Consider the following 13,976-nt stretch of genomic DNA (forward strand, 5'->3'; position numbering starts at 1 on the left):
GGCAACTGGTTCCTTGAATCAAAAATGACCATTGAGTTAAAAGATGACCATCTGACGACAATCCCTGTTTCGTCCGATTCTAGCCCGAAAAACGGCGAATTGGTTCAATTATGTCCTGCAAGCCGCTAGATATCTGCCTTATAACAATCAAGGAATTATTCAGAGGTTCCTTAACGTCCACCCGGTTGGCAGCTATAATTGCCGATCCTCTATCATCGACCAGCAGCGAGATTCTCATGGCCGTCCGCAAAACCTCGACCGCCGCGCACACGATTGAAGCCGGGAATCCGGATGTGATCGCTCAATACGAACGCAGCATGAGCGAACTGGAACAGATCGTTGCTCGACTGGAACAGGGTGAAACCTCACTGGAGCAATCCTTGGCCGATTACGAGCGCGGAGCCCTTCTGGCCCGGCAGTGCGAACAGGCGCTCAAGGCCGCAGAACAGCGTATTGAAGCGCTCATGCAGTCCGACGAGGAAGAATCACCGAAGAAAAACGGCAAGAAAGACAGCCCAAAAACACAGCCCGACCTGCCGCCAGCCGATGCCTTCTTCGATGTTTGATCACCTCACGCTCGACAATGTCACATTCCAATCGTGGCAGCGGGACTTTCAGGCAGCATTTGAAATCCGGCTCAAACAACGGCTGGACGATACTCTGGGCGAATCCCCGCAGCGGTTGAAAGATGCCATCGGCCACGCCGTCATCGACGGTGGCAAGCGGCTGCGTCCGATGCTGGTGATTCTGGGTGCCAGTCTGGATAGCACGCCCGGCGGCCTTCCCGATCCGAACGATCCTCGGCTCGAACAGTTATGGAATGTAGCCGTCGCCATTGAGTTGATCCACGGCTACTCGCTCATCCATGACGACCTGCCAAGCATGGACAACGACGATCTGCGCCGGGGCAAACCCACCGTACATCGTGCTTTTGATGAAGCCACCGCCATTCTGGCTGGTGATGCGCTGCAGTCACTGGCATTCAGTCTGCTTGCAGATGCGCCAAAAACAGATGTTGAGACCCGTCTACACTGGGTTTCACTGCTCAGTACCGGCGCGAACCGGATGGTGTTCGGTCAGCAGCTTGATTTGAACCCACCTGCGCAGATTCCAGCACTGGCTGAACTCACCCGGATGCACGAACTGAAAACCGGCGCCTTGTTGTATGCCGCACTGATGATGGGGGCGAGTGGATGCTCAGCCGAAGATCGCGCAGCGCTGGAAGCGTTCATTCGCCCGCTCGGGCTCGCCTTCCAGATTCAGGACGACATCCTTGATGCCACCGGCACCGCAGAACAACTGGGCAAAACACCTGGCAAAGATGCAGCCGACCACAAATACTCGTACGTGACGGTGCTGGGGCTGGATGCAGCACGCGCCCATCTGAACGCAACCATGAGTGATGCGCTCAATGCCCTCGAACCCATGGGCGCACGTGCCTGTGGCCTGCGCGCCTGCGCCCGCTTTGTTTTGCTGCGGGATCATTGATGAGTCACGTGCCCAACGAACCGACCGATTTCAACCTGCTCGATCTGATCGACCAACCGGCCGACCTGCGCCGCTTGCCGAAGCGGCAACTTGTCCAGCTCGCCGCCCAGTTGCGCGCCGAACTGATCGAGCGCGTCGCGCAGACGGGTGGTCACTTGGCGGCCAATCTCGGCGTCATCGAACTGACCATCGCGCTGCATTACGTTTTCAACACGCCCGATGATCGACTGATCTGGGACGTCGGTCACCAGAGCTATGGACACAAGATGCTCACGGGGCGCCGCGAAGCCATGTCCGGACTGCGTACGCGGGATGGCATATCCGGTTTCACACGCCGTGCGGAAAGTGATTTCGATTCCTTTGGCGCCGGGCATTCCAGCACCTCGATCAGTGCCGCGCTCGGCATGGCAGTGGCGGCCAAATTGCGCGGCGAGGATCACCATGCCGTCGCGGTGATCGGTGACGGCGCGCTCACGGCCGGGCAGGCCTTCGAAGCCCTCAACCATGCGGGCGACATGAAGGCGAATCTGCTGGTCGTGCTCAACGATAATGAAATGAGCATCTCCAGGAACGTCGGCGCGCTCAATCAGCACCTCACCCGACTTCGCAGCAATCCGGTCGTGAACAAATTGCGTCAGGGTGGGCAGAACCTGCTGTCTCAAACCGGACCCTTGGGTGAAATCCTCAATACCACCCGCGTCGGCTTGCGCGATGGCATGAAACACTTGCTGGGCGTCACCAGCCTGTTCGAAGAGTTGGGCTTTGCCTACTTCGGCCCCATCGACGGCCACGACCTGCCGCTGCTTGTCGACACGCTGGAGAACCTCCGGCGCCAGACCGGTCCGCGCTTGCTGCACGTTGTCACTCAAAAAGGGCGAGGATTCAACCCGGCGGAACTCGACCCGGTCCGTTATCACGGCGTCGGCAAATTCGATCCGAAAAAAGTAATCAAGCTCGAACCGCAATCCGTCAGCCAAAGCACGGCTCACAAAACACCGCTACCCAAAACCTGGACAATGGCATTTGGCGACTGGCTCGATACGCAAGACAGCGATCCGTCGGTCGTCGTGATTACGCCCGCCATGATCGAAGGCTCCGGCCTGGCCGGTTTTGTCGCGCGTCATCCGCAGCGCTGCTTCGATGTCGGCATAGCCGAGCAACACGCCGTCACCTTCGCCGGTGGTCTTGCGGCAGAAGGCATGCGACCTGTCGTCGCCATTTACTCCACCTTCCTGCAGCGCGCCTGGGATCAGGTCATTCACGATATCGCGCTGCAGAACCTGCCGGTACTGTTCGCCGTGGATCGGGCCGGACTGGTCGGGCCGGATGGCGCAACCCATGCAGGCAGCTTCGACCTTGCCTTCGGACAGGCCGTGCCGAATCTGAAAATCGCCGTGCCCGCCGATGCCGCCGATCTTCGTGCCTCACTGGATTGGGGCATTGCTGCCGACACGCCCGTGCTCGTGCGCTATCCTCGCGGCGAGTGTCCGGCCGATCTCGGTGGCGAAGCCGCGCGCACCCCGCTCGGGCTACGCATCCGGCGACGGGCAGAAGATCCCCGGCGCAGCCTGCTGGTCATCGCGCTGGGCTCCAAGGTACAAACGGCATTGCAAGCCAGCGCCGATCTGGCGGCCACCGTGGTTGACCTGCGCTGGGCCAAACCCGTCGACTGGCCCGCCCTGCTGCCGCTGATTCAGGAACACGCCGCCTGGATGATTATTGAAGAAGGCAGCAAACTGAGCGGTATCGGCGCCAGCATGATTGCGCACACGACCGAACTGGGCCTGTTCACACCGGTCAAACACATGGCGCTGCCCGACACGTTCATCGAGCACGGAACTCGTGGAGAATGCCTTGCCGATTGCGGACTTGACGAACGTAGTCTAAACAGTACGATGTCGGATTTTTTACGGCAGGTACTGCCCGCATGAATATGATCGACCTAATGGACGCATCAACAGCCGCACTTGAACCGATTTTTGATCGCGTAAACAATCAGTTAGCCGCATCAAAAGGGCAGTTTTGCCTCACGGTCACCGTGGATTTCGCCGCCGCACATCAATTGCACGGCTACGAGGGTAACTGCGCGCGATTACACGGCCATAACTGGAAGATCATCGTCGAAGTAACCGGCCAAAAGCTCGATGACGTCGGCATGGTTGTCGATTTCAAGGCCATGAAAAAAGCCGCGCGGGAAGCGGCCAAGACCCTGGATCACCAGTTTCTGAACCAGATCGAACCGTTTGACCGGATCAACCCGACCGCCGAACACATTGCCGTCTGGTTCTTTGTGGAGTTGAGCCGGATGCTCAACCAGCCCTACGCCCGCGTGAGTGCCATTACGGTATGGGAAAACGATTATTCCGCCGTCACCTACCGTGCCTAAGCCAGATGTGATCCAACCCGCCGTTGCCGACACGAGCTCTTGACACGTTTGCTATCCTTTATCTCCATAGTCTTCACTTTACGAATCTGACAGGAATCTTCTCCCATGACCCAGAGCGCCATGCCTGATGTGCAATCTTCATTCGATCCACGCAATATCGTGATCGACCGTGTAGGCATCAAGGCCATCCGGCATCCGCTCACCGTGGTTGATGGCGATCATCGTCAAGTGACGATAGCCGAATGCGAACTGACCGTCGCTCTGCCCGCCGATAAAAAGGGCACGCACATGTCCCGGTTTGTCGCGCTGTTGAATGCCGAGCCACTGGTTTTGTCTCTAGCCACCCTGCCTGACTGGACACGCCGCATGGCTGAATTACTGCACGCGAATACCGCCGATGCGCACTTCAACATGCCGTTCTTCGTCGAAAAATCCGCGCCCGTCAGCGGCCAGAAAGCACTGATGGACTATCAACTGAGCCTGAGTGGTCATCTGGACGCTCAAGGACAGGTCGAAACCCGGATTGAGCTCATCGTCCCCGTCACCAGCCTGTGCCCTTGCTCCAAGGAAATTTCAACTTATGGCGCGCACAACCAGCGCTCGCACGTGACAATTACCGCGCGCGTGAAGGATCCGAATCTGTCAATCACCGACCTGATCGGCAAGATTGAGGATCAGGGCTCCTGCGCGCTTTGGGGGCTGCTCAAGCGCCCGGATGAAAAATACATTACCGAGTATGCCTTCGATCACCCCAAGTTCGTCGAAGACATGATCCGTGATGTGGCGGGGACTCTGGCTGATTACCCCGGCCTCGCCGGCTACCGCGTCACCGTGGAAAACTTCGAGTCGATTCACAACCACTCGGCTTGGGCTGTGATCGATCGCCTCGGATCATAATCGCGGGCTTCTCGATAGGTTTTCGAGGAGTCCCTAGTCTTTGTCGCGGCACTTGCGGCTATCGGCCACTCAACGCCCCCGGTTGCAGACGATCGCCGAACAGATCCTCCGCGTTGGCATCCAGCCGTTCCGCAAGCGCATGTACGTCCATCGCAAACAATTCGGCAAGCACATCGAGCTGCTCGACAATAAAGGCGGGTTCATTCGCATCGCCCCGGTGAGCATGTCCGGGCTGGTTCGGCGCATCGGATTCGAGCAGCAATGCCTCAACGGGCAAAGCGCTTAACATGGTCCGCATACGCGTGGCGCGCGGATGGGTGATTGCCGCGCCGACACCGAGATAAAACCCCTGTTCGATCAACTGCCGGGCCTGCTGCAACGAACCTGTAAATCCATGCACGACGCCCCGAAGCGCAGGATGGCGCCGGATGACGGACAGTAACTTATCCGCGGATTTGCGCTCATGCAGAATCACCGGCAGCCTGTGCTGCAAGGCGATAGTCACCTGCCCGAGAAAGAGTTCGGTCTGGCGTTCCGAATCTGGCATATTGGGTGCAAAATCCAACCCGATTTCACCGATGGCCAGCACCCGGTCGCCTTCCTGTTCAATCCAGCTCGCTAAAGCCTTCAGCGCGGCGCTCGGTTCGAGCCGATCCGCCCACCAGGGATGCACGCCATACGCCAGACCAACCGAAACCCCGAGGTTCCGGGCCATCTGCGCCACTTCGTTCTGTTTTCCCCACTGATCGGGGGCGACACCCACGCAAAGCAGGCCATCAACGCCTGCCTGTCGCATACTCGCCACCACGTCGGCCAATGATCGTGATGCAACCAGATCTTCAAGGTGACAATGTGTATCGAACATCAAATACCAGCCCTGATCTCTATTGAAACCATCACACCGGCACCCTCCACACATTCGGCTCAATAAATCGAGTATTCTGCAGATGTTAGGGAACAACCCTGTGATCCGTGAGTACTTGAAATGAGAGCACTGTAAAGGGCGCGTTAATTTTCGCGTTAAGGACAATATCCTCTTTGCCTCGGGTAATTCGGCGCTCTCGGCTGCCGGGATGCAATTGCTCAAACGTTTGGCTGACCGCCTCAAGGCGCGAGATTATCCCATCGCCGTTCAGGAACACACAGACAACATGCCTGTTCATACTCTGCAATTTCCCTATAATTGGGAACTCTCTGCCGCGCGGGCGGCGGCTGTGGTACAAGCACTGATCGCCAGTGGCGTTCAACCGGAGCGGCTTTCGGCCATTGGCTTTGCCGACACGCATCCGATCGCCTCTAACGACACGGCCAGCGGTCGAGCGGAAATTTGTCGGTCCGATCTGGAATTACAACTGCCCGCCAGCATGTTGTCCAAAGTTATAGCGGGGACCAAACCCACATCCACAAACCAGCCTGCAAGCCAGCAAGGAAAACCCCCATGATTCAGCAGACAGACAAGCCCCTCGCCAGCGGCACCTCCGACGCTGCCTGGAAACTACATCCTCAACTGCTGGCCGATTCCATACCGGTCACAGAACTGCCCATCTGCGCCGTACGCCTGCTCGACGATGCCCGCTTCCCCTGGATTATGCTGATACCGCGCATCGCCGGGCTCACACAATGGTTGGACATGCCGCAGGACATCGCTCATCAGGTGCTCGATGAGGTGCACGAAGCCCAACACGTTTTGCAGCAGATATTTAACCCCATTCGCATCAACTTCGCCACGATCGGCAACCGGGTGGACCAATTGCACATTCACTGCGTCGCCCGTTTCAGCAATGATGCAGCTTGGCCGGATGTTGTCTGGGGACACGGCACTCGCCGGAACTACAAGCCACTCGATCGACTGACCCGGGCAAACGCAATCGCCGCTGGACTCAAAATCCACTCTCGGCGAAACTCACCTCATTGACCTTACGCAGCGGGCGATGGCGGCGACACCCATACTTGCCTCGCTCCAACAGAATCGATCAGTCGTAAGACCCATAAGGACAACCGGTTATGCGCATCGTGCCTTTATCGCTCCAATTCCTGATGTTTCTCGGCCTGCAGGTTGCCTTGAGCTTGGGTTTGGTTTTCTATCTCAATATACTGGCCACCAATAACTACCAGTCGTTTCAGCGTGCCAGTTCCGGTTTTGTGGAATCCAGTAAAACCATTGAGATATTACGGAAATCCTTTGCCGCCACCAGCGCAGAGATTGAGCATATCACTAGCCAGTTTTCGGCGGGTAAGCGCGTCGACGTACGCGATCAGGTACTCGCGCTTCAGCAGGTTGCAGCGGCCATCCGTACAGATACCGCACTGGCCTTTCTGCGTGAAGCTGCGGGCTCACAGGTTATGGCCCTTTCAAAAAGCATCGATCAGCAGGCGCAAGCATTGATCAATGCCGCCACGGCAACAGCATCCGCTACGCCCGCCGAAGTCAAAGACATACAAAGCCAGTTACGCAATGAACGAAGCCGCATCCTGGTGGATGATTTCGGTGCGTTAATCAACGCCGCCAATCAGAATCTGGAGAACACCATGACTCTGTTGCGCGGTTCGACCAAATTGCTGAGCAGCCAGTACCAAACCCTGTTGATCCTGTTTATCGTGTTGCAGATCGCACTCATGATGACAGCGCTGTGGTACTTCAACCACCAGATCAAGCAGTTGGCCGATATTACAGAACGATTGATTGACGGTGAGGCCACCGCGGCCTTGCCTCAACAAAAACGTCACGATCAGATCGGTCGTCTGGCCCGGGCCGTACAGCATTTCCGGACAACATTGATCACGCTTTCCGACTCACGCGAGCAACTGAAAGCCATCCTGAAGAAACACGACCAGGAAACCCTGAGCCGTCGCAAGGCGGAACAGCAGCTCGCACTGACCGCTTCGGTGTTTGAAAACGTGCAGGAAGCCGTTCTCCTGACCGATATTTCAGGCTACGTGACCCGGGCCAACGCGGTGGCTCAGGAGATGCTGCACAGCACGGAGAAACAACTGGCGGCCAAACCCCTGCTCGAATTCCTGCTAGGACATGATGCCGCCGTGCTCGAACCGCTTTGGCGTCAGGTACTGGAGCAGGGTTACTGGTCTGGCGAGGTGGATTTCACCCCGGAAAATGCCCCCACCATCACAGCAATGATCTCGATCAAGCTCATGGGCGAGGCGCGTGAAGGCCGGGGCCATGTGATTTTCGTACTCAATGACCACACGGAAATTCGGGCGCGTGAAGCAAAAATGCGTTTCCTCGCCGAACAGGACACAGTAACCGGGCTGTTCAACCGACACTACTTCATTGCACAGGGCGAGAAACGGATAGCGAAGCATCCAAACTTGCCGTTCAGCATTGTTCTGATCGGTATCGACAATTTCAGGTCCATCAATGATGCATTGGGTCATCATGATGGCGATCAAGTCCTTGTCGAAATCGGGCGGGCACTTGCTGCCCTGTTGCCCGCAAGTGCGGTGCTGGCCCATATCGATGGTGATGAATTCGCCTTCTACTGGATGCCAAAAGATGAACACAAGCAGAAAGAAGAACTCCGCGAATTCATTGAACGTACATTGGCCGCGACTCGCGAGCCGCTGCACATTAACGGCTACCAAATCACACTAAAAGTCAGCGCAGGAACCAGCACCTATCCCAACGATGGTGAAACGATTGATGTCCTAATTAAAACCAGCCTAATCGCCTTATCGATGGCAAGATCAGAAGGTGGTGATCGACTCTATATGCAAGGCGCACAGGCTCATGACCTTGCACAGCGACGGTTCATGTTACAACAAGCTTTGGGGCAGGCTTTGAGCAATCGCGAGCTTCGCCTGGACTACCAACCTCAGGTTTCACTGGCAAACGGGCACATTAGCGGTTTTGAGGTGTTAATGCGCTGGCGCCATGGTGGCGAATGGGTTTCCCCATCTGAATTTATCCCGCTCGCTGAGGAAAGCGATACGATTGTTCGCATCACGGAATGGGCCTTTGTCTTGGGAGCCACCCGAATTCGCGAATGGCAGCGACAAACACAGGATACATTTTCGGTATCGATTAATTTACCGCCACGACTGCTGTTAATCGATAAAATTGACGAGCGACTATCCACCGCCGCCAAACAGACAGGTTTACCCCTTTCATCGATCACGCTTGAGGTTACTGAGAGCAGTTTTGGCAGCGATCCAGACCTGATGTCAGACCAACTGCATCGCTTGGCCATGCAAGGCTTCACTATTGCTATCGATGACTTCGGTACCGGCTATTCTTCCTTGGCCTATCTGAGCACGCTGCCCGTTTCCAAGATCAAAATCGACAAGAAATTTATCGATCCTATTAGTCAAAGTGCCGAAGCACGCAAACTCCTCAAGTCCATTTTCGCGATGGCCGAATCACTGGAACTCGATATTGTGGTTGAGGGAGTAGAGACAACAGAGCAATTGATTCTGCTGAAACAATTTAATGTAAGAATGAGTATTCAAGGATTTGTGTTCGATCAAGGGCAAAATGAAGACTTTTGGGAAGGTTTGTTCCTAAAAGGCAAACCTCATCTATATGATGTTCCGGATTTGCGCGTATCCAAACCGAAAACGGCTCCTGAAGACAACGAGCTGCAGGCATTCAATTAGCCGCGCATCCTGTTTTCGTATCCTTCGGTCATCCATGACCGAAGCCAACCAAGGCGGATGCGGCACTCAAATCAATCGCTAAGCGATTGAAAATACGCGAGTTCGTGCAGGTTCCCTGCAATGAACGTCTTCGAGAAATCCCATCAAGGGGGTTTTTCGAAGTTCCTTAGATTGAGTAGGGTTCGGACTGTTCACCGCCAAGAGTGAAACAATAAACTAATGCGCTTCGGCCCAACTTTTACCAACCCCCATACCTACCTCAAGCGGCACATTCAGTTTTGCAGCCCCTGTCATCTGTGCGCGGATGATCGGCACGATCTCGGCGACGTCAGACTCGGGCACCTCGAAGATCAATTCATCATGCACCTGCAAAATCATCCGGGCTCGCCCGGTCACCACCAACAGCTTATGCAAGGCGATCATCGCTATCTTGATGATGTCCGCGGCCGTACCCTGCATCGGCGCGTTGATGGCGGTACGCTCGGCGTATTGGCGTCGCTGCCCGTTGCGGCTGTGAATCTCCGGCAAATACAGGCGGCGACCGAATACGGTTTCCACATAGCCCATTTGACGCGCCTGTTGCCGCATCCGCTCCATGTACTTCGCCACGCCGGGATAGCGGGCAAAATACAGATCGATATAGGCCTGTGCCTCGCCACGTGAGACATCAAGCTGCTTGGCCAGGCCAAAGGCAGACATGCCATAAATCAAACCGAAATTAATGGCTTTGGCCGCACGGCGCTGATTGTCCGACACTTCGGCTTCCTTGACTCCAAACACCTCCGCCGCTGTGGCACGGTGAATATCTTCTCCGGCGGCAAAGGCCGAGCACAGACGCTCATCCTCGGACAGATGCGCCATGATGCGCAATTCGATCTGCGAATAGTCTGCTGAAATGAGTTTGTACCCCGGATCGGCGACAAATGCCTGCCTGATCCGCCGCCCTTCTTCACTGCGAATCGGGATATTTTGCAGGTTCGGATTGGATGAAGAAAGCCGCCCGGTCGCGGTCACTGCTTGATGAAAGGCACTGTGTACCCGTACGGTATGGGCATGGATGTCTTCGGGCAATCGGTCGATATAGGTTGATTTGAGCTTTGTCAGCCCACGGTAATCGAGAATCAATGCGGGCAAGGGATGGCTACCTACCAGCTCGCCAAGCGCCTCTTCGTCGGTCGACGGCTCGCCTTTTGGCGTCTTTTTGCCCACGGGCAGTTTGAGTTCATCGAACAACAATTCCTTGAGTTGTTTGGTCGATCCCAGATTGAATTCGCGCCCGGCCGCCTTGAACGCGACCTGCTCCACCGCGGCAATCCGCTCACCGATGGCTTTACCCTGAATTGCAAGCTCGTTACGATCCACCCGCACCCCCGCGCGCTCCATGGCCACCAGAACTTCAATCAGCGGTTGCTCGATGTTTTCGTACACAGACCGCAAACCAGGCTCGGCGGAGAGTTTCGCCCAGAGGCACAGCTGCAATTGCCGGGTAACATCCGCATCCTCAGCCGCATAAGGGCCGGCCTGCTCAAGGTGAATCTCGGGGAAGCTCAATGCCTTTGCGCCTTTACCGGCAATATCTTCGAAGGTGATGGTCGAACGCCCGAGGTATTTTGCCGCCAGTGAATCCATGTCATGCCGTGTGGCGGTAGAATCCAGCACATAGGATTCGAGCATCGTGTCGAATTTCACGCCACGCAGCGTGATGCCATGATTGGCCAACATGTGGGTGTCAAACTTGGCGTTCTGCATCACCTTGATACGGGATGCGTCTTCGAGCCAGGGCTTGAGATCGGCCAGCACCGTGTCCCGATCCAGTTGCGCCGGTGCGCCGGGATAGTTGTGCGCCAGCGGCACATAAGCCGCGTGATTGTCTTCAATCGAAAACGAAACCCCGACGATCCGGCCATCGAACAAATCCAGTGCATCGGTTTCGGTATCGAAGGCCACCCATTGTGTTTTCTTGTCCGCGTTTTTGATTTGTTCCAGCCAACGCTGCCAGTCCGCGTCCGTCAGGATGGTCTCGTACATCGGCAGATCATTCAGAGCCAATTGCCCATCATCCGAAGAAGTTCGCTTGGCATCCTGCCCGGGTGCAGGATCGGAAGCTGGGTCCGAAGGCGCTGGTGAAAACTGCCTGCGTAGCGTATTGAGCCCGAACCGCTCCGCCAGCGCCAGAACCTTGTCGACATCCGGGGCCTGCACGGCAAGATCGCTCAAGGAAATGGGCAAGTCGCAATCGGTACGAATCGTCACCAGATCCCGGCCAATGGGCAGAAAATCACGGGCCGCCCGCAATGCCTCGCCCACTTTGCCCTTGATCTGATCGGCATGGGCCATCAGGTTATCCAGCGATTGCCATTCGTTGAGCCATTTGGCGGCTGTTTTCGGGCCGCATCTCGGCACACCGGGGATGTTGTCGACAGTATCGCCGACCAGCGTGAGGTAATCGATGAACTGAGCAGCGGTAATGCCGTATTTCGCCTCGATGGCCGCTTCATCCAGCACCGTGTTGCTCATGGTATTGACCAGACGAATACCCTCGGTCACCAACTGCGCGAAGTCCTTGTCGGCGGTCGCCACCAGCACCGATTCGCCTTTCTGCCGCGCCTGATGCATCAGGGTTCCGATCACATCATCCGCTTCCACGCCCGGAACGCATAACAAGGGGAAACCCAGCGCACGCACCAGTTCATGCACCGGCTCGATCTGCACGCGCAGGTCGTCTGGCAAGGGCGGGCGCTGTGCTTTGTAGGCAGGATAGATCTTGTCGCGGAAGGTAGGACCGGGCGCATCGAAAACCACGGCCATGCGCTCGGGATTTTCCTCTCGCCGAAGTTTCAGCAACATATTGATCACGCCGTGAATCGCACCCGTCGGTGTGCCATCCGGTGCCGTCAGAGGCGGCAGCGCATGAAAGGCGCGGAACAGGAACGAACTGCCATCCACCAGAATCAGCGGACTGGATGGCGCTGGCGAGGCGGGCTCGGCCACAGAGGCAACTTGCGAGGAAAAGAGATCATTCATGGTTGGTCATCGAAATTTGGCTTCAAGGTCGGTACTATGCCACATGCTCTTGGGCATAGGCTGCTGCCACGGGCGATTCGCCCGAGACTGCTCATTGAACCGGGCTACAAATAAGCAAACCAGCTAAACACACCAGATGACATCCACGCATGAGTCCTAAAATACCCAATCACCCCTCCCGCCTCGATAAAAGCGAACGACTGAGCCTCGAATCGTGGAAAATTTTCCAGATCATGGCCGAGTTCGTGCAGGGCTATGAAACGCTGGACAGCATCGAACCTGCGGTCACTATTTTCGGCTCTGCCCGTTTTCCGCCCGACCACCCCCATTACCTGCTCACGGTCGAAATCGCCCGGCTTCTATCGGATGGCGGTTTCGCGGTCGTTTCTGGTGGCGGCCCCGGCATCATGGAGGCCGCGAACAAGGGCGCGAAGGAAGGCGGTGCGCCGAGTGTCGGTTTGAATATCACCCTGCCGCACGAACAGCACGACAATCCTTATCAGGATATTTCCCTTCATTTTCAGCATTTTTTTGCGCGCAAGGTCATGTTCGTCAAGTACGCATCCGCCTATGTCGTCATGCCGGGTGGCTTCGGCACGCTGGATGAAATGGCGGAGATTCTCACCCTGGTACAAACAGGAAAGTCCCGCCGCATTCCCATCATTCTGGTGGGCACAGCGTTCTGGAGCGGCCTGCTGGATTGGTTCAAACAGACACTGTTGACCGAGGGCACCATTGGCGAGGGTGACATGGATCTGATGACCGTTTGTGATGAGCCACAAACCGTGGTCAATACCATTTTCGATTTCTACCGCAACCGAAACCTGGGCGCGACCGCCGAAGAACAGAAGAAACTGCTCGATCTGTAAGCGACGGAATAGGACGAATCAAAGAAACCATTTTTCACGCGGGCGGTTTTCGCATACGCTGCCCGCAAAACCAAGGAACCGTCGAACTCGACGCGTCAACGTCTCGCAAAGACCCCAAGACCGGAACGAAAGACCATGTCGGTTTTCACCACAGTACACAAATATCAACTAAATCAATTCCTGACGCAATTCGATTGCGGTCAGCTTGTTTCCTTCGCGGGGATCGCGGCGGGTATCGAGAACACCAACTACTTCGTCACCACCGATCGGTACGCGCTGGTGCTGACGCTGTTCGAGCATCATCAACCGGATGAACTGCACTACTTCCTCGACCTGATGGCGTATCTGGCCGAGCATGACATTCCAACCGCCCACCCGATGTGCAGCAAAAGCGGCTCCTATCTCGGCGAACTCAATGGTAAACCCGCTGCACTTGTCCGCCGCCTGACGGGCGGATCGCTGGAACATCCCAATACCGAAGAATGCCGCACGATGGGTGCAGCACTCGGACGGATGCATCGTGCCTGCCCAGGTTTTGGCGGCTACCGCGCACCCGATCGAGCGTTGCCGTGGTTGCAACAAACCGGTGCAATCCTGGCGGCACATCTTGCCAAAGACATGGAAGGCGAAACCGTCGCCCTGCTTAAAGACGAGCTCGGCTTTCAGCAAAACCACCCGCGCGACCATCTGCCGCAAGGTGC

Annotated in this window: 12 protein-coding genes; 10 read left to right on the plus strand and 2 right to left on the minus strand. The window is 56.4% G+C overall.

What is annotated here, in order from left to right; translation table 11 throughout:
* The first annotated feature begins 236 nt into the window (after positions 1-236).
* The 5 genes from M7R55_RS04885 (at position 237) to folE2 (ending at position 4,771) form a co-directional block, all read left to right on the plus strand.
* Complete coding sequence (locus tag M7R55_RS04885) at positions 237-566, plus strand: exodeoxyribonuclease VII small subunit (RefSeq protein WP_298219034.1); 330 nt, start codon at positions 237-239, stop codon at positions 564-566.
* Positions 559-1,488, plus strand: a complete 930-nt coding sequence (locus M7R55_RS04890) for a polyprenyl synthetase family protein (protein ID WP_298219036.1) — start codon at positions 559-561, stop codon at positions 1,486-1,488. The genes M7R55_RS04885 and M7R55_RS04890 overlap by 8 nt, the downstream gene beginning before the upstream one ends.
* Positions 1,488-3,419 (plus strand): 1-deoxy-D-xylulose-5-phosphate synthase, encoded by a 1,932-nt coding sequence (dxs, locus tag M7R55_RS04895; protein ID WP_298219037.1) that lies wholly within the window; start codon positions 1,488-1,490, stop codon positions 3,417-3,419. Before M7R55_RS04890 ends, dxs begins: the two co-directional genes overlap by 1 nt.
* Complete coding sequence (queD, locus tag M7R55_RS04900; protein WP_298219038.1) at positions 3,416-3,874, plus strand: 6-carboxytetrahydropterin synthase QueD; 459 nt, start codon at positions 3,416-3,418, stop codon at positions 3,872-3,874. Before dxs ends, queD begins: the two co-directional genes overlap by 4 nt.
* 105 nt (positions 3,875-3,979) lie before the next feature.
* A complete protein-coding gene (gene folE2, locus M7R55_RS04905; protein WP_298219039.1) occupies positions 3,980-4,771 on the plus strand; it encodes a GTP cyclohydrolase FolE2 in 792 nt (263 codons plus the stop codon).
* Between the two features lie 58 nt (positions 4,772-4,829).
* Here the strand turns inward: folE2 and M7R55_RS04910 are convergent, their stop codons facing one another.
* Positions 4,830-5,636 (minus strand): TatD family hydrolase, encoded by an 807-nt coding sequence (locus M7R55_RS04910; RefSeq protein WP_298219041.1) that lies wholly within the window; start codon positions 5,634-5,636, stop codon positions 4,830-4,832.
* A gap of 166 nt (positions 5,637-5,802) precedes the next feature.
* Between M7R55_RS04910 and M7R55_RS04915 the strand changes: the two genes are divergently transcribed.
* The 3 genes from M7R55_RS04915 (at position 5,803) to M7R55_RS04925 (ending at position 9,382) form a co-directional block, all read left to right on the plus strand.
* Positions 5,803-6,213, plus strand: coding sequence for an OmpA family protein (locus M7R55_RS04915; RefSeq protein WP_298219052.1), 411 nt, complete (start codon positions 5,803-5,805; stop codon positions 6,211-6,213).
* On the plus strand, positions 6,210-6,686 hold the full coding sequence (locus tag M7R55_RS04920) for an HIT domain-containing protein (protein WP_298219043.1): 477 nt from the start codon (positions 6,210-6,212) through the stop codon (positions 6,684-6,686). Before M7R55_RS04915 ends, M7R55_RS04920 begins: the two co-directional genes overlap by 4 nt.
* Positions 6,687-6,775: 89 nt before the next feature.
* Complete coding sequence (locus M7R55_RS04925) at positions 6,776-9,382, plus strand: EAL domain-containing protein (RefSeq protein WP_298219044.1); 2,607 nt, start codon at positions 6,776-6,778, stop codon at positions 9,380-9,382.
* A 216-nt stretch (positions 9,383-9,598) separates the two neighbouring features.
* Here M7R55_RS04925 and polA read toward each other — a convergent pair whose 3' ends face one another.
* Positions 9,599-12,406 (minus strand): DNA polymerase I, encoded by a 2,808-nt coding sequence (gene polA / locus M7R55_RS04930; protein WP_298219046.1) that lies wholly within the window; start codon positions 12,404-12,406, stop codon positions 9,599-9,601.
* Between the two features lie 149 nt (positions 12,407-12,555).
* Between polA and M7R55_RS04935 the strand changes: the two genes are divergently transcribed.
* The gene (locus M7R55_RS04935; RefSeq protein WP_298219049.1) at positions 12,556-13,275 is read left to right on the plus strand and encodes a TIGR00730 family Rossman fold protein; all 720 of its coding nucleotides are present in this window, start codon (positions 12,556-12,558) and stop codon (positions 13,273-13,275) included.
* A 135-nt stretch (positions 13,276-13,410) separates the two neighbouring features.
* The coding region (locus M7R55_RS04940; RefSeq protein ID WP_298219050.1) for a homoserine kinase at positions 13,411-13,976 on the plus strand (566 nt) is incomplete at its 3' end.

This window comes from Halothiobacillus sp. (assembly GCF_027346185.1).
In the GTDB taxonomy this organism is placed as follows: Bacteria; Pseudomonadota; Gammaproteobacteria; order Halothiobacillales; family Halothiobacillaceae; genus Halothiobacillus.